Origin of the sequence: Muribaculum sp., assembly GCF_029051885.1 — a bacterium.
GTDB lineage: Bacteria > Bacteroidota > Bacteroidia > Bacteroidales > Muribaculaceae > Muribaculum.
Genome location: NZ_JAIDKI010000192.1, coordinates 1 through 17,157, shown reverse-complemented (window position 1 = coordinate 17,157; position 17,157 = coordinate 1). Strand labels below are relative to the sequence as shown.

Here is a 17,157-nt window from a genome sequence, read left to right as displayed (position 1 = left end):
TCCCTCATCACAAGCGAAAATCTGCTCGACGATTGACCGCCCTGACGGTAACATTTATTATTAAACAAGCTCTTAGAACAGTTACTTAAAGCAAATATTGCATACATGAAACGAACGATTATTACAATGTGGATGGCCGGAGCCGCGCTCCTGCTGTCGGCGCAGGATGCGCCTTTGATGCCTTATCAGAATCCTTCACTTTCGTTTGAAGAACGTGCCGACGACCTGCTCTCGCGCCTTACTCTTGAGGAGAAAGCGTCGTTGATGAGAGACTCGTCGCCGGCGATTCCCAGGCTCGGTATTCCCGAATGGCACTGGTGGAGCGAGGCTCTCCACGGGGTGGGCCGCAATGGCACCGCCACCGTCTTTCCCATAACCATGCAGATGGCTTCTACATTCGACGATGCCCTTGTGGAGCGTATTTTTACCGCCGTCAGCGATGAGGGGCGCGCCAAGAATATGGTTGCCAAGCGTTCCGGCACACTCGACAACAACCGCTGTCTGTCGTTCTGGACTCCGAATATCAACATTTTCCGCGATCCTCGCTGGGGACGCGGGCAGGAGACATATGGCGAGGACCCATATCTGACAGGTCGTATGGGAGTCGCTGTCGTGAAGGGACTTCAGGGGCCCGACTCGACCCGATACCGCAAGGCATATGCCTGTGCGAAACATTTCGCCGTACACAGCGGGCCTGAATGGAACCGCCATACATTCAACGTCAACAATATCAGCGAGCGTGATCTCCGGGAGACATATCTGCCGGCTTTCCGCGAACTTGTGCAGGAGGCCGATGTGCGCGAGGTGATGTGTGCCTACCAGCGCTATAACGACCGTCCGTGCTGTGGCAGTAATGAACTAATCAGGCATATACTGCGCGAGGAGTGGGGCTACCGTTGGCTCGTGGTAAGCGACTGCGGTGCCATCAGCGACTTTCTCCCGGGCAAGCACGGTACGAGCGCCGACCCACAGGCTGCCGCCGCCGATGCCGTAATTACGGGTACCGACCTGGAGTGTGGAGTGGAGTACCGTCACATCCCGGCTGCCGTTGAGCGTGGCGATCTGTCGGAGGCCGATGTCGACCGCAGCCTGCGTCGTCTGCTTATCGGGCGTATGGAACTTGGCGATTTCGATCCCGATTCAATTGTGCCCTGGACCTCAATTCCTCCTACTGTCGTGGCGTCGTTCCCCCACAGAATGCTCGCTCTTGAAGCCGCACGCAAAGGCACTGTGCTGCTTCAGAACAATGGTATACTTCCGTTGGCCAAAGGGACTAAAATCGCGCTTATCGGACCTTCGGCCGCCGACTCCGTGGCCATGTGGGGCAACTACAACGGATTTCCGGTACATACGGTGACCCTGTCGGAGGCGCTTGCCAACCGTCTTGGAGCTGATTTCTATTACGCACGTGGAGTCGATTACGTGAAGCCTCTCGAAGGAACGTCGGGCGATATCGAAATGGAGCGTGTGATGGCTGCCGACGTGGTGATATTCAGCGGAGGTATAACGCCCGCTCTTGAGGGTGAAGAGATGCCTGTCGACCTCCCCGGCTTCTATCGTGGCGACCGTCAGACTATCGAACTGCCCGATGTGCAGCGTCGGTTGATACGCCGTCTTCACGATATGGGCAAGAAGGTGGTGATGGTAAATAATTCCGGTTCGGCGGTGGCGCTTGCTCCGGAGAGCGAGATATGCGACGCCATCATCCAGGGATGGTATGGCGGTGAACTTGGCGGCGAGGCTGTGGCCGAAATCATATTCGGCGAGGTGAATCCCTCGGGCAAGCTCCCTGTCACCTTCTACCGTTCGGATGCCGACCTGCCCGATTTTGAGGACTACAATATGCGCGGGCGTACCTATCGATACTTCCAGGGCGACGCGCTCTATCCATTCGGGCATGGCCTCAGCTACACTACATTTACCATAGGTAAGCCCTCCTACAAGGATGGTAAAGTCGCTGTCGAGGTTGCCAATACGGGCAATCGTGCCGGCGATGAGGTGGTGCAGATATACATTAAGCGCATCGACGATATCGCCGGACCGCAGAAGTCGCTCCGCGCTTTCCACCGTGTAAGTCTGCTCCCCGGAGAGAAGAAGCGCATAGTCATCGACATGCCGCGCGAAAGTTTCACGGGCTGGGATGAGGATTCCCGTTCGATGCGAGTAGTCCCCGGCTCCTACTTGCTGATGGCCGGTTCGTCAAGCGCCGACCTCAAATCGACTACTGTAAAAATCAAATAGTATTTTCTTTTGCGGGGCTATCGGTTCGGGCCACAGCGATGGTTGTGGCCGGATCGGTGCCCGGAAGGAAAATCAGGCGAAACCGGCTACCGTCGGCTGTCGACGCAACTACGCTCTGAGTGCCGTTGATTACAATCTCCGCTTCGGGCAATATGATTCCGTCGGCCAATGGGAGGCCGGGCTTGCCTGCTGCTTTGTATACGGCCTCTTTGATAGTCCAGGCGCGCAGTAGGAGCTCGTCGGTGGCGGTCCATCCCGGCAGTTCGTCTGCCGATAGCACTCTGGAGGCCACATTGCGGAGGGCTTTGCGGAAATGCTCGCAATCTATTCCAATTGCCGTGCCCTCAGGCGCTACGGCAAGCATGGCCGTGTCGCGGCAGTGGGATATCGACACGCTATGCAGTATTTCGCCATTGTTGCCGGTAAGTATGTATGGTGCCCCCGACTGCTTGTGCAGCAACCGGGACTGTGGGCCGAATGCTGCGGCTACAAGCGAGGCCACGGCTGTATGCTCGGCGTCGCGTCGGTTGGCCCTGTCGGAAGTGTCGGCGATGGCCGTGTGCCATACGGTAATGTCCGCGCCGGCGTAGATTAGCTCTATGTCGCTTGGCGTGGTCATCCGGCTGTCAGATTCTTTGCCATATGGATGAGGTCGCGCTCCACGCCGTCTATTATTGGCATATAGTATTCCGGGTCGTTGTCGGGGAGTGCGGGTGGCATTTCGAGTGCTCCTGAGATGAGCAGTGAGGCGCTGTCGGTAGCGATTATCTGGAGCGGAGTGACCATAGCCCCGGGAGTGGCCACGATTTCCGATGAAAGCCCATGCGGAGCGGTAAGTTCTGTCACAGTGCTGCGCAGTCCTCCGGCATTGAGGGCCATGCGCTCCCTGCGGTTGGCGATGGCCGTGAGCAGAGAGTCGCCGCTAAGCCGGCTCAGAGTAAGGCGAAGGGTGGCGCCGTAGCGAGGATAGCGCACGTCAATCCAGGTAGCGGCATCGCCATGTAAGGCAATGTCGACTATAGTGGAGTCGTTGACCATGAGTTTCACGGGCAGAGTGGGCGACGCCTGACGGTATACGGAGTCGTAAAGCTCGATGCGCGGATACGCAGTGCGGCGCGGCACGGCTGTCGAGTTGTCGGTACGACCGGTGCAATCGCCGGTAAGCAGTATGAACAATGCAGCCACGGCAAATGTGGGCAGCATGATTAAAAAACGCTTAATCATTGTGGCTTACAGTGAGGCGGGTGTGGTCTGGTCGGGATTTTCCTGCGGCATTACCTTCACGCGCACCGACGATATGCGGTGGCGTTCGATTGAGATGACAAGGAAGCGGCAGCGGCGGTATACTATCGACTCTTTCTGACGCGGAAAGTCGCCCTTTATGGCGAGCAGCATTCCGGCCAGGGTGTCGCAGTCCTCGGTCACTTCCTCATAGTCCTCCTCGTTGAGGTCTGTCACGCGGAAGAAGTCGGTAAGCAGAGTCTTGCCCTCGAATATGTATGTGTCGTCGGGCAAGCGCTTGTAGGTGGTCTCATCCTCGTCGTATTCGTCGTTGATGTCGCCTACAATCTCTTCAAGCACATCTTCCAGTGTCACCAGGCCCTGTGTGCCTCCGTATTCGTCGATAACGATGGCCATGTGTATGCGGCGTCGTCGGAAGTCCTCGAGGAGGTCGTCGATCATGCGCGATTCCGGCACGAAATATGTCTCGCGGATAAGTTTCTGCCACTGGAAATCGTCGGGTGTGTCCTTTCCGATATAGGGGAGCAGGTCGCGACTGTAGAGCACACCGCGGATATTGTCGTCGGTATCCTCCACTACCGGCAGGCGCGAGAATCCGCTTTGCAGCACCACATCCATCACTTGGCTGAACGAGAATCCATAGTCGATTGTGGTCATGTCGACACGCGGAGTCATAATCTGCGAGGCTGTGGTGTCGCCAAACTCGAGTATACCCTCGAGCATCTCCTTTTCGTCGGCGCCTTTTACTTCGGTTATCTCGAGCGCCTGCGACAGGTCGTCGACCGATATGTCGTCGACTTTTTTTGTAATGACACGGTTGACTATCGAGCCGCTTTTCACCAGCATTGACGATATGGGGAAGAATATCCTTATGGCGGTTCCGATACCTCCCGATGCCATTTTGGCCCATCCTACGGTGTAGGTGTTGGCATAAAGTTTCGGCAGAATCTCGCCGAACAGGAGGATGAGGAATGTAAGTATGACCGACTGGAATATGAAGTCGAGCAAACCGCTCTCGAAGTAGAAAATCTGGCTGAATGCGAAATTGCAGAGAATTACGATGGTTACATTTACCAGATTGTTGGCTATGAGTATTGTGGCGAGCAACCTCTGCGGCTGTTGCAGGAAGCCTTCGATGGTGGCGCCTTTAGGCGATTCGTCAAGTTCCTCGCGTTGCGATGGAGTCAGCGAGAAGTAGGCGATTTCACTTCCTGATACAAAACCGGATATGAGCAGGGCTATTGCGGCGCATACCAGCGCTATTATGCTTCCTGCTGTCGGGGTGTTTACTGTGATAAGCTGGGCGGCCATTATAAGCCCTGTGAGGGGCGAGGCCACCGGTAACGGATCGATATCCAAGACGGTGGGGTGTTAGTTAGACATATATCGCAGGCTTTGGCTCCCGGCGTGGACGCCGGCCCGGATGTGAGGCACAAAGTTAATTAAACTTTTGCATTCCACCCAATCCTCACTCTTCTTTTTATCTCCTTTGCAGCAATCGGTTCCCCATGAAAAAATACCCCTGCCTCAGGGTCTGTTCCGAGGCAGGGGTCAGGTGGTATGGACGGGTATCGTGGGGATACCTGTCTTATCGGTTATGTTCGGTATCGATGGATTACTTCACGAGTACCTTTACGGCGGTGTTGCCCTGGCGCTTGATGTAGAGGCCTGAGGTGGGGTTGTCGACACGCACGCCGTTGAGGTTGTAGTATACGGCCTCGGTGTTGTCGGCGGCTTCAATTGATTCGATGCCGCTTGTGTTGCCGACAGGCTGGTAGTTGGTGAATTCTTTCCATTCAGATGCAGCCTTGTAATCGTTGATGCTGTTGGCGGGCACGTAGACGGGGATATCGGTGGGTACGCCGTCAAATGCCATCGATGCTGCTGTCGGGGGAACGGTAGCTGTCGAGCGGATTTCGGTCAAGCCGTTGCAAGAGTCAAATGCCATCATGCCGATTTCGGTCAATGTAGAGGGGAGGCTTACCGACTTGAGGGCCGAGCATCCGGAGAATACCATCATGCCGATAGTCTCAACGCCTTCGGGAAGATTGATTGACTCAAGGGCCTTGCAGCCGTAGAAAGTGCTGCTTCTGAAGTTGGCAACGCCGCCTTTCAGAGTCACTTTGGTCAGGCCGGAGCATCCGAAGAACGAAGAGCCCATCTTAGATACATTGGCGGGAATCTCAATTTCGGTGAGGTTGGTGCAGTTGGAGAATGCCTGGTCGCCAATTTCTAAAAGTGACGAGGGGAGGGTGGCAGAAGTAAGGCCCTTGAATCCATAGAATGAGCGGCCGATTGTAGTGACACCTTCGGGTATTTCGAGAGTTGTGGTCTCCTTGCCGTTGAAGTATACTTTACCCCATTTCGAGGTCGATGTCGGGAATGCGTTGTAGATGGGGTTGGCATTGCCGTTGGCGAGCTCTACGGCACACCATGCAGCCAGGTCGGCGATATACACAGTCTTGATGCCGCTCATGTTGCGGAATGCGTCGGTTCCGATTGTGGTGATTGATGAGGGGATAGAGATTGATGTCACCACCTTATTGTTTATGAAGGCTTTCTCTGCCACGGAGGTCACTGCATAATTCTTGTCGCCTACGGTGATTGAAGCGGGGATGTCGAGAGTGGTTACGGTAGCGATACATCCGGTGACGGTAGCTGTGTTGTTTTCGCGGTCAAGCAGGTAGTTGATGCCGCTGATGCTCGGGGTGTCGGTCTCCTGGTTGTCATCGCCTTCGCCGGTGGCTTCACCTGTGAATACGTTGAAGTCAACGTCAATCTTGATGTCGGAGAAAGCATATCCCGACAGGTTCATGCCGTTGACATAGCAGTAAAGCAGATCGTCGGCCTTGAGCAGCGAGGTTGTCTCGGAAGTGACTACCGACATTGTGAGGTCGTCGGCCATTCCTACAGGATTTTTTCCGTAGAGTGAGTAGACTCTATTGTAGTAATAATAACAGTCGACAGTAGTGCCTGCTGTGATAGTTGCGCTGTTGGCAGCTGAGTTGAGCGATACGGGCACTTCATAATATGCTCCATAGAGGATTCCGCTAAGGCCTACTATTTTCAGAGATGTTTCTGTAGGTTTGGAAATCAGGAGCGGATTTTCGAAGGTGGCAGACCCTCCGTCGCTGGTTGAAAGGGAATATGTGATATTGGCGTTTGCTTTGGTTGCCTCTATTTTGCTCATGATAACTAAACCTCCGGCGTCGACTTTGCCATAAACACCGTTGTCAAATGTGACTTTGTCGCCCGATACAGTGCCGGTGATGTCCTGTGATGAATACTGGGAGGCGTCGGGGGTGAGTGCATATAGGGTGATGTCGCCATATGTGGAGTGTGTGCCTATCACTACACCTGTGGGGATGGAAATTTTTCCGGTTGAGGCGTCATATGTGGCGTTGACAGAATAGCCTTCTGCGAAGTCGTTGAGTACGATGCCTCCGTCGGTACCTTCGGAAACGGTAAAGAAACCGTTGTAATTATCTTCCGTATCATTGTAGGTAGTTACGAAACGCATGCCAACGATTGACTCGGGAGCGGTTGTAGATGCGTCGTCGGCTGCACGCGACACTTTGCGCACGCTTTCGGTATACTCTATTTTGTTCGATTTAAGTTCGTGATGACGCTGGGGCAGGGGAAGTGTTGTCACTGTCTGAGGAGCTGCCATCGAGCATACTGTACATAGTGCAGCAAGCGATAATGAGTAGAATCTTTTCATAAGGTTAAATAAAAAATGTGAATATTGTGCTGTAACAAGCGCACAAAAGTATTTATTTTATTTTTAAATCACAATAAATGTGAATAAATTTTAACATTACAGATTGATATGATGATGGCTCATAATCGGGATGTATGCTTGTGGTGCTATGCCGTTTCTTATGGATGATTCTCCGATTTGTCTGAATTATTGGGCGGAATGTATGGATATCCTGTAGCAGTTGGATTGTAAGCTGAGAGAATGTCAGTGGTGGGTAAACCGTATGTAGGCGCGGTCGTCGAAGGATAGGTTGCCGGGGCTTATCCCTTTGGTCGAAAGATTTTCGTACATGCACATCGGGTCGGCTTCGAGCAGGCTCCGCAGGTGCGACTCGCTCTGTGTGAGTGTCGGGAGCACCTCGGGGTATCCGTCGGAGGCGAGTATGACTTCAGTGCCGGCAGGTACTGTGAATACCTTTACCCCGGCGGGGTCTATCGTGGTGCCGTCGAATACGGGAAATGAGTATCGCAACTGCGCGAAGTTGTTGTTCTGTAATAGCGCCTGCCTTTCAAGGAATGGCTTGATGAACGCGCGTCCGGGGTCGGACTGCATGAGTTGGTCGCGGGTCATCCCGGAGGCAAGTGCGGCCTCGTTCATGGCGGCGCGAGCCTGCGCCATTATCCGGTCTATCTCTTTTTCGTTGCGTGAATATATGTCGGCGTATCTTAGCCGGCAGTCGCCTATCTGCCAGATTTCCCTTCGGACTATGCTGTAAATGACGCCATTGGCGACAAATCTTTTGTTGGGAGAGGCTTCGATTTCCCGCTCAAGGCCGTTGGTGCGGTAGAATCCGGAGATTGCCGATGTGATATGCTCCATCGCTTCAGGCATTGTGGCCTCTGCGGGGAGTGTGGCTATGGCTTCACTGACGATTTCCATGGCCAGGCGTCCTGATTTCCGGCCATTGAGGCTGAAGTCGCTTTTGGAGGTGGCTCCGTCTATTATGGCTATGTAGCCGGGTGTTACTACTATTCCGTCCTCGTTGGTCTCTGGACTTTTCTTCCCTTTGAGGTAGCTTTCGGCGATGGTGACTCCTTGGGGGGCAACGGTCGGTGCGGTCCATTCGCTCTGCCCGTCGGGCATTGGAGATGAGGCGGAGGCAGCGGGTATTGTGTCGGTCGGCATGGCGTTGAGTTTGCGTTTCTTAAGATAGTCGAGCAGCAGTTGTAGGCGGTCGGTCTGTATTATGTCAGCTTTCAGGGAGTCGATGAGAAATCCGTAGGCTGCGTTGCAGTCTTTCAAGGCGGCTTCGTCATCGTGGCCTCCGCATTGGGTGTCCCATAGAGTATTGTACCATATGCGGCTCTTTCCGGCGAGTCTCTTTGTGCCTTCCATGGCTTTGGGGAGTGTGGCAGAGGTGGCGTATTTGAGTTCATGTGCCGGGGCGCCGAGCACTTCGATGGCTTCGTCGAGTGATTGCATTGCGTCGGGTTTCTCAAAGTTTATCTTTGGCATATAGATTACCTCTTTATAGCCTTCTCCGAAGTCCGACAGTATTTCGTGGGCGGGACGTCCGCTTTTCATTATCACCTGGCGTGCTGTGCCGGTATTGCGCAGTATGGGAAGCACCAGGTTGAAATATGTATCGGCCTTGTCGAGATTGACGAGAATCTTCCCCTTGGCGGCAATCATGGCTTCTTCGAGGGTGGGCACTTTGTGGATGGTCTTAATGCCGCATCCGTTTTTGAGGTGTAGTAGGCGTATGGAGTCGGCTGTCCAGTCGGCCACGTATCCTTTGCCGGTGGTGGTACGGTCGAGTGTGGCGTCATGCATCACGATAAGCACACTGTCTTTAGTCATGCGCAGGTCGAGTTCTACAATGTCGGCTCCGGCTTCTATGCAATGCTCGATTGCGGCGATGGAATTTTCAGGAGCATATCTCCAGTCGCCACGGTGGGCGGCTACCATTACGCTGCCGTCGGCCGGAGAGTGGAGTCGGTGTATCAGGCTGTCTACTCTGTCGGCAGCATGGCTGCCTATAGACAGGATGCAGAGCACGAATGATGTAATGATTGATTTCATGACTGATGGTGTTATCCGCTTTTCCGGTAATACAACCGATGTGGCTGTTTTCGCCAATGGGCGGTAGGGTATAGACGAAAAAAATCAATGATAGGATAGGGACGTAAACAAAAAAAGAACTCTTTGTAATCAATCCCGAAGGACTGAATTGCAAAGAGTTCTCCTCTCTCCTCAGCGGTGCGTACGGGACTCGAACCCGTGACCCCATGCGTGACAGGCATGTATTCTAACCTACTGAACTAACGCACCAAGAAGTATTTTTTTTGTTTTTAGCTTAGCGGCCTCTGCCGTTTTGCGTTGCAAAGTTAAGACGCTTTTTTTGATTTGCCAAATCTTTTTGAAGAAAAATTGCAGAAAAATGTGTTTTTGACTTTTGTTAACACTTTTACAAATGCCCGAAATGGCACTTATTCGCCTAAAAGTCTTATATTTGCGTCGTAAAAACAAGGCACGCGTGCCTATGAGAAAAAATCAAGATAGTTTGTCAACTTTTTTTGTCTATGAGAAGAATCGTCAGATTTTTTTATTTGGTATCCGTAATTTTTTTTGGATACACTTCGGCTGTAGCCGTGACTCCTGATGTGGAATTCGGCACTGTATCCGCAGTACTGCCCGATGGCCGTACTATAGTAGTGAGGGCTTACAGCCCCGATATAATACGAGTGGAAAATTTTGGTGCCGGCCAATCGCCTTCCCGCAGTCAGGCGGGGCAGCTTGGTGTGGCGCCTTTCGACGGCGCTGTCGAGCGTAGCGGCGACAATGCCGTAATACGGACGACATCGGGCCTCTCGGCTACGATAGACCTTAAGAGCGGTGCCGTGGCTTTTGACGTCGCGGCTACGCCGGATTCAAGGCGGCTGCTTTACGACAGCGGCGTGAGGAGCAATGATGGCCAAAGTGTAAGCCTTTGCCTCATGCCCCAGGGTGAAGGCACATTCTATGGCGCCGGAGAGCGTGGCCACAGCCTTAAGCTGAACGGAGATACACTGGTGATGTACAACAGGCAGAATTACGGCTACGAGGGGCACGACCCGCGCCTGAGCCAGATGAATATAACCGTGCCGATGTTTGTCAGCACCGAGGGCTACGGTGTGCTGTTTGACGATTACGCTCCGGCCACAATGGAGATGTCGGATACGATTGTCTATACTTCGGAGCAGGAGAGCCCCGTATCATATTATTTTATATACGGTGGTGGCACGGTGGCCGGGGTGACGGAGGAGTATACCCGTCTGACCGGTCGTCAGGACCTGCCGCCGTTCTGGGCGCTCGGGTATATCACTTCGAAATATGGCTACAAGTCGCAGCAGGAGACCATCGGAGTAATCGATACGCTGAAGCGAGAGGGATTTCCTGTCGACGGTGTGGTGCTTGATCTCTACTGGTTTGGAAAGGAGACCGACATGGGCAGGCTCGCCTGGGACACTGTCAGCTGGCCCGACCATCGCGGTATGCTTGCCGGGCTGAAGGCGCGCGGAGTGAATACAGTGCTTATATCGGAGCCTTATATCAACAAGAAAGGTGCAATCGACAATTACAATATGCTTGCCGAAGGCGGGATGCTGACCCGCGACAAGGATGGCAATATCCACGACGTGACGACATGGGTAGGCGATGCGGGTATGCTGGATGTAGCAAACCCCGCTACGCGCCGTTGGCTCCGCGAGCGCTACCGGGCGCTTACCGAGGAGGGTGTAGGCGGCTGGTGGGGGGATCTCGGCGAGCCTGAGGTGCACCCCGAGACCATCGTCCACGCCAACGGGATGACCGCACGCCAATACCATAATGTGTATGGAAACGAATGGAGCAGAATCATATATGATATGTATCGCGATGAGTATCCCGGACGCAGGCTTATGACAATGATGCGCGGTGGCACAGCCGGATTGCAGCGCTACAGTGTGTTTCCGTGGAGTACCGACGTGGCGCGCACGTGGGGCGGCCTGGAGCCGCAGGTGCGCATAATGCTCAATTCGGGGCTTAGCGGACTGGGGTATATGTCGCACGATGTAGGCGGATTTGCCATTGTCGATACCACACGGGTGACCGATCCGGAGCTGTATGTGAGATGGCTGCAGCTCGGCACGTTCTCTCCGATATTGCGCACACACGCGCAGAAGATGCCCGAGCCATACAATTATCCTGACCAGAGGGATATAATCCTTGACCTCGTGCGTGAGCGCTACAGATGGCTCCCCTACAACTATACTCTGGCGTATGAGAATGCGTCGCGTGGCTATCCGCTTGTGCGGCCTCTCAACTTCGTCGACTCGTCATCGGCTCCCGACAGTGTCTCCGACCAGTATATGTGGGGCTCTGAGGTGATGGTGGCGCCTGTCACGGAGCAGGGAGCCGTAAGTCGCCGGGTGGTGTTTCCCGCAGGTGTGTGGGTCGACTATAATCATCCGGATGATGCGCCTGTAGCCGGGCCGTCGGTGCGTGTGGTTAACGCTCCTCTCGACGAGATACCGCTGTTCGTGCGCTCAGGGGCGTTTATACCGCAGGCCATGTATCCGATGGAGAATGTAGGCGACTACGATGCGTCGCGCTATACGGTGCTGTATTATCCGCGTGGCGATGGTGAGAGCCGTTATACGATGTACGACGATGACCGCAAGTCGTCGGAGTCGCTGAGGAGCGGGGCCTACGCCCTGATTGACTTCATTGGCCGTGCCGACGGGCGCCATATCGCAATCGAGGCTGTGCAGAGGGGATATTATGAGGGTATGCCCGATGTGCGCGAGCTTACATTCGTGCTTCCGGGTATAAAGGCCGGGGATGTCTCTTCGGTCGTGGTCGGCGGCAAGAAGTGTGCGGTAGGTAAATCGGCCGAGGGGTATGCGACGTTTGGTATGAGCCTGCGCGGCGACAGTCCGGTGGCAGCCGACATTACGCTCCTGCGGTAGAATGAAATTTTTTCAAAAAAATACCAACAATTATATCGCTGGCAATCAGCGTAATGTGTGATTGCGACAAAAAATATGCAAGGAAAATCAGGAATGCGCTGAACTTTATTATGCCGGGCGCGTTTTAGTAGTACATAGCAAAATTACTTTTTCCATTGCAAGAAATGTGATAATGATTGGTTTATTATTAAACAATGAGCGACTGTGAAGTCGCTCATTGCTTTTTTACGTATTGGATGGTTGTGAACAGTATGCCCCGGTATGTGTTGTGATATCAGAATCAATATAAAATATTTAGAACAGTTACTTATATATCAGAATTATTATGTCGAAGATAAAATCAATATTGGCGGGCGCGCTTGTTTCCGGCGCGGCCCTGTTTATGGTATCGTGCTCCGATGAAGCCCGTTTTGTGGGTGCGTGGAGTGGGATTTCTCCTGTCGATATGTCGGTCAAGATGCCCGATGTGGTCAGGGCCACCTCGGTTGTTTCGGTAGATTTCGCCCTTAACCAGCACAAGACAGGCGGTCCGGTGGAGATTTCCGGCAAACTTGATGTTGTGAAGAGCCTGCCCGGCGATTCGGCTTCGTCGGGTGCGCATTATGAGCTGAGTATACCGGCCACAGCTTCGGTAAGGGGTGTATGGACTTATGATATCGACGATGACGACGATTTGCTCGTGAATCTCGACATGTCGACTCTTAAGGTGGCTGTTGACCGTGAGGGCGTGCGCTGGATTGGAAATGCACCTGCCGTAATGCCCGATTCATTGGCTGCTGTGACTGCGGCTGCATGTGAGCGCGAACTTACCCATGCCGCATATACCGATTTTTCGCGCTTCACGGTAATCGATGATGTGGATGTCGACAAGACGGGGAGCAAGATGAGCTTTGAAATCCACTCGCCTGAGGCCGAAATCTACTTTGTGAAGGCGACTGCGAAGTAGCAGGTATAGTAACATCCGGATGCCTTACGGGCGTGGCTCGCGCGCCTTTCCGGCAAGCATTCCGCATGCTGCGGCGATATCCTCGCCGCGCGATGTGCGGATTGTGGCCGTTATGCCGAGTTCGTTGAGGCGGTCGCGGAATGCCACCATTGTGTCGGATGGCGATGTGCACAGATCGCTGTCGGGTATGGCATGGAAGCGGATAAGGTTGACCCTGACATCGAGTCCGCGCAGCAGACGTGCCAGTGCCTGTGCGTGGCGCATGTTATCGTTGAGTCCTCCCCACATTATATACTCTACTGACAGGCGCCTCTGGTGGGCGAAATCGTATCCGCGCAGCAGCTGGAGGACATCTTTCAGCGGATAGGCTTTTTCGACAGGCATAAGCGACGCGCGCTCTTCGGCGAAGGGCGAGTGGACGCTTATGGCGATATGTACCTTGGTGGTGTCGAGCAGTGTGCGCAGGGTGTCGATTTTTCCTATGGAGCTTACGGTGATTCGTTTGGGGCTCCATGCGAGTCCCCAGGAGGAGGTGAGTATGTCGATGGCTCCAAGCACGGGGTCGAGGTTGTCCATAGGCTCGCCCATGCCCATGAATACGATGTTGGTGAGGTTGGCCGACTCGGGTATCGACAGCACCTGGTTGATAATCTGTCCGGCGGTGAGGTTGCCGTGGAAGCCCTGACGGCCTGTCATGCAGAAGCGGCATCCCATGCGGCATCCTGCCTGGGAGCTGACACACAGTGTGGCCCGGTCGCGGTCGGGTATGTAGACGGCCTCGATGTCGCGTCCGCCCACGCCTTCAAACAGATATTTGACGGTGCCGTCGACGCTTCTTGCCTCGGCTTTAGGGGCGGTGCGCCCTACGGTGTAGCGTTGGGCGAGTGTGGCGCGTGCAGCCTTGGAGAGGTTGGTCATTTCGTCGATTGATGAGGCCCTCTTTTCGTAGAGCCATTTTGCCATCTGTCCGGCGGCAAAGGGTGGCATGCCGCACTCGGCGGCTACGGCGCGCAGTTGCGGGAGTGTCATCCCGACCAGGGGGATGAGGGGAGTATTTGTCGTAGTGGTTGCTTCCATGGGTGCAAATTTAGCATATCCGCGCGATATGGAGAGTGTGTTTCGGTGGTTGTTTTTAACTAATATATGGGTGGGCATAAATAAAAAAGCGCTACAGCCGCAAAGCGGTGGAATGTAGCGCCAGGGTTCAACAACATTGTGTGCCTTCCGTAACAAATAAGATTAATTTTTGATGTGTTATGTTGTCAAACTATAAGAATTAGATTGTGGTTTGATTTCTATTTGTGCGATAAAGATATATAAAAAATGGAAGGGTTAAAAATACCCCCCCCCATTTTATGGATTTTTAACTATATTTAATGAATTGTTGGGTAATGCCGTTGCTGTAGATGTATCGGTGTCGAGTGTCTGTTAAAATCAGTGATTAGAGGTCGATTTTCCTGATGCGCTTGCGGTGGGTGAACCGTTTGCGGAGTATGATAAGGCGTCGGTAGAATGAGGCTATGCGCACCCACAGCGATGATGGTGTGGCCATGAAGTCGGACGACAGCGGGTCGATGGCCGATGGCACGTTGGCGCTCTCGGATGCTCCAAACTGCTCGGGGTATATGACTACGAGGTTGTTGCGCGCGAAGTATTTTTGCAGGAACATTGGCAGCTCGTCCATAGATGAGCTGAACGACACGGATGAGCGCCGGGCGTTGATGATGACGAAGAGGTCGTCGTCGAGGATATGGTTGGCGAGCAGCACGAAGTCGTCCCAGTCCTCGACGTCGCGGTATTCGGAGCGTATCTCAAACCGGTCGCGGATGAGGACTCCGCTCACGCAGCGCCTAGTGTCGGTGTTGCAGCAGAATATTATGCGGCATCCTATCTGGCGGGTGAGGCGTCCGAGCGAGTTGACCCATTGGGCGAATCCGGTCTCGAATTCGGCTTTGGGCGGCACTACTACTACGATGCGCGTCACGGCGTTGACGGGGATGAAGCAGCGGGTGATGAGCACCATCTTGTTGGTCGACTTTATCAGCTGCTCAATCTTTGAGCCGAAGAATGAGTCGACTACCGTGGCCTTGCGGTGCATACCGATAATCACCTCGGATATGTCGCGCTCCTTGATGGTGTTGACGAGTCCGGCGGTGACGTTGAGGTCAAATCGTTCGATAGGGTCGATGTGGAGGTCCATTGCCGCGGCAGCCTGCTGAGCCTGCTCGAGACAGGTGCGCCCGATGGCTCGGTGGCCGGGGGTGTCGTCGGTGATTATATTGAGGGCGTAGAGGCGTGAGTCGCGCGAGTTGTTGTACATCAGCACGGCGAAGTCGACGAGCGACGAGGCGGTGACGGGATTGCTCACCGATATGAGCATGTTGGACGGTCGGCCGCGCATGCTTTCGTTGGCTGAGGCGTCGTCGCTGAGCATCTCCAGGCGCATGCGTGTGGCTGCGCGTTCGGTTATGATGGATGATATGGTGCATGTGACGAGTATCATCACGATGGTGCCGTTGAGCACATCCTCGTTGAATATCCCCATCCGGTAGCCTATCATCACTGCGGCGAGCGTGGCGGCGGCCTGGGCGTTGCTGAGGCCGAATATCATGCTGCGGTCGATGCGCGACATGCGGTAGGTGAGCTGGGTGAACCATGCGGCGAGCCATTTGCATATCGTGGCGATTACCGACATTACTGCGGCCACGTAGAGTGTCTGCCAGGAGGATACGACTACATTGACGTTGATGAGCATGCCTACGCCGATGAGGAAGTAGGGTATGAAGATGGCGTTGCCGACAAACTCGATGCGGTTCATCAGCGGCGACATGTTGGGTATGTAGCGGTTGAGCACGAGTCCGGCATAGAACGCTCCGAGCACGCTTTCAAGGCCGATTGCCTTGGCCGAGTAGCTGGCGAGAAACACCATGGCGAGCACGTAGATAAACTGTGTGACGGGCTCGGAGTATCGCTTGAAGAACCAGCGTGTGAGGCGCGGGAAGAGGTAGACAATCACGAGGCAGTAGACGACGAGGCGTCCCAGCAGGGCCAGTAGCCCCAGGGGGCTGAACGAGCCGTCCTCCCATATGCCGGCGATGGCGGCCAGCACGATGAGCGCGCCGAGCACAGTGACGATGGTGCCGGCGATGGTGATGATGACGGCCGGCGATTTGTTGAGTCCGAGGCGGCTTACGATTGGGTAGGCGATGAGGGTGTGGGAGGCGTACATCGAGGCGAGGAGTATCGAGGTGAGCCAGCTGTAGCCGAGCATCCATACCGAGGTGAGGGTGCCGAGTATCATCGGCACGAAGAATGTGTAGAGGCCGAACGTGAGCCCTTTCGACATGTTTTTTTTCAGATGGTACATGTCGATTTCGATGCCTGCGAGAAACATCAGGTAGAGTATGCCTACCTGTCCGAATATCTCGAAGCTCGCGTCGCGGCTCAGAAGCCCTACGCCATAGGGGCCGATTACGATTCCGGCCACAATCATGCCTATGATGTGGGGTATCTTGAGGCGGTTGAGCAGTATCGGAGCAAGCAGGATGATTACCAGTACGATGAAGAATATCATTACCGGGTCGGTGACAAGCGGGGTTATGGCGGCGATCCTGCTCATATGTGTGAAGATTTTTAAGGTAAGTAACTGTAGGGTATTATTACTTATTTCTGCAAATTTAAGAAAAAGCGGAGAATTATGCGGCGTGGGAGTGAGGAAAAGGGAGAGTGCTTCAGAAGCAATAACGAGGTGGCGGCTGATAAAGTTTTTCCATGGCCCGCGTTGGTGGTGTGGCCCGGGTGGGTTAGGAATGTAGGCGGGATTGCGTGGAGGATGTGGTGGGGTTGGCTAGTTTGGTATTGTGGAGTTGGTGGATGGGAGCGTGGGCGGTGTGTGAATGTAGGCGGGATGAGGGAGCGGGGGGACATGGGTATGTGTTTAGTCGCCGGGCTACGCCAGGCATGCGGGGGTGGTTGCGTAGACCTATGGTTGCGCACCGCTATGGCGGCGCTTACCATAGGCTAACGTTGTGGACGCCCCC

10 protein-coding genes and 1 tRNA gene are annotated in these 17,157 nt (G+C 54.2%); 3 read left to right on the top strand and 8 right to left on the bottom strand.

Translation table 11 applies throughout. The features are described from left to right. Positions 1-105: 105 nt before the first annotated feature. Positions 106-2,241, top strand: coding sequence for a glycoside hydrolase family 3 C-terminal domain-containing protein (locus tag K2I50_RS08135; RefSeq protein WP_301025836.1), 2,136 nt, complete (start codon positions 106-108; stop codon positions 2,239-2,241). On the opposite strand, the gene K2I50_RS08130 is transcribed toward K2I50_RS08135, so the two are convergent. The 6 genes from K2I50_RS08130 to K2I50_RS08105 form a co-directional block, all read right to left on the bottom strand. Further along, positions 2,234-2,860, bottom strand: a complete 627-nt coding sequence (locus K2I50_RS08130; protein ID WP_301025835.1) for a 4'-phosphopantetheinyl transferase family protein — start codon at positions 2,858-2,860, stop codon at positions 2,234-2,236. The two genes, K2I50_RS08135 and K2I50_RS08130, sit on opposite strands and share 8 nt — an antisense overlap. Next, the gene (locus tag K2I50_RS08125) at positions 2,857-3,465 is read right to left on the bottom strand and encodes a hypothetical protein (protein WP_301025834.1); all 609 of its coding nucleotides are present in this window, start codon (positions 3,463-3,465) and stop codon (positions 2,857-2,859) included. Before K2I50_RS08125 ends, K2I50_RS08130 begins: the two co-directional genes overlap by 4 nt. A gap of 6 nt (positions 3,466-3,471) precedes the next feature. Then, positions 3,472-4,794, bottom strand: coding sequence for a gliding motility-associated protein GldE (gldE, locus tag K2I50_RS08120; protein WP_301025837.1), 1,323 nt, complete (start codon positions 4,792-4,794; stop codon positions 3,472-3,474). A gap of 304 nt (positions 4,795-5,098) precedes the next feature. Then, complete coding sequence (locus tag K2I50_RS08115; protein WP_301025833.1) at positions 5,099-7,204, bottom strand: leucine-rich repeat domain-containing protein; 2,106 nt, start codon at positions 7,202-7,204, stop codon at positions 5,099-5,101. Positions 7,205-7,447: 243 nt separating this feature from the next. Next, the gene (locus K2I50_RS08110; RefSeq protein WP_301025832.1) at positions 7,448-9,265 is read right to left on the bottom strand and encodes a glycerophosphodiester phosphodiesterase family protein; all 1,818 of its coding nucleotides are present in this window, start codon (positions 9,263-9,265) and stop codon (positions 7,448-7,450) included. A gap of 175 nt (positions 9,266-9,440) precedes the next feature. Next, positions 9,441-9,514, bottom strand: a tRNA-Asp gene (locus K2I50_RS08105). A gap of 278 nt (positions 9,515-9,792) precedes the next feature. Here K2I50_RS08105 and K2I50_RS08100 point away from each other — a divergent pair. Both K2I50_RS08100 and K2I50_RS08095 read left to right on the top strand, forming a co-directional pair. Next, on the top strand, positions 9,793-12,171 hold the full coding sequence (locus K2I50_RS08100) for a TIM-barrel domain-containing protein (RefSeq protein ID WP_301025831.1): 2,379 nt from the start codon (positions 9,793-9,795) through the stop codon (positions 12,169-12,171). Positions 12,172-12,496: 325 nt separating this feature from the next. Then, positions 12,497-13,117: a hypothetical protein gene (locus K2I50_RS08095; protein WP_301025830.1), complete on the top strand. Its 621-nt coding sequence runs from the start codon at positions 12,497-12,499 to the stop codon at positions 13,115-13,117. Between the two features lie 24 nt (positions 13,118-13,141). Here K2I50_RS08095 and rlmN read toward each other — a convergent pair whose 3' ends face one another. Both rlmN and K2I50_RS08085 read right to left on the bottom strand, forming a co-directional pair. Next, positions 13,142-14,194: a dual-specificity RNA methyltransferase RlmN gene (gene rlmN / locus K2I50_RS08090; protein ID WP_301025829.1), complete on the bottom strand. Its 1,053-nt coding sequence runs from the start codon at positions 14,192-14,194 to the stop codon at positions 13,142-13,144. 364 nt (positions 14,195-14,558) lie between these two features. Then, entirely contained in the window at positions 14,559-16,736 is a 2,178-nt protein-coding gene (locus K2I50_RS08085; RefSeq protein WP_301025828.1) for a cation:proton antiporter, read from the bottom strand. Between the last annotated feature and the right edge of the window lie 421 nt (positions 16,737-17,157).

Excerpts from the sequence above, each read along its gene's own strand:
- K2I50_RS08110 (WP_301025832.1), bottom strand. The coding sequence starts at position 9,265 with ATGAAATCAATCATTACATCATTCGTGCTCTGCATCCTGTCTATAGGC.
- gldE (WP_301025837.1), bottom strand. The coding sequence starts at position 4,794 with ATGGCCGCCCAGCTTATCACAGTAAACACCCCGACAGCAGGAAGCATA.
- K2I50_RS08135 (WP_301025836.1), top strand. The coding sequence starts at position 106 with ATGAAACGAACGATTATTACAATGTGGATGGCCGGAGCCGCGCTCCTG.
- K2I50_RS08130 (WP_301025835.1), bottom strand. The coding sequence starts at position 2,860 with ATGACCACGCCAAGCGACATAGAGCTAATCTACGCCGGCGCGGACATT.
- K2I50_RS08115 (WP_301025833.1), bottom strand. The coding sequence starts at position 7,204 with ATGAAAAGATTCTACTCATTATCGCTTGCTGCACTATGTACAGTATGC.
- K2I50_RS08125 (WP_301025834.1), bottom strand. The coding sequence starts at position 3,465 with ATGATTAAGCGTTTTTTAATCATGCTGCCCACATTTGCCGTGGCTGCA.
- K2I50_RS08085 (WP_301025828.1), bottom strand. The coding sequence starts at position 16,736 with ATGAGCAGGATCGCCGCCATAACCCCGCTTGTCACCGACCCGGTAATG.
- K2I50_RS08095 (WP_301025830.1), top strand. The coding sequence starts at position 12,497 with ATGTCGAAGATAAAATCAATATTGGCGGGCGCGCTTGTTTCCGGCGCG.
- rlmN (WP_301025829.1), bottom strand. The coding sequence starts at position 14,194 with ATGGAAGCAACCACTACGACAAATACTCCCCTCATCCCCCTGGTCGGG.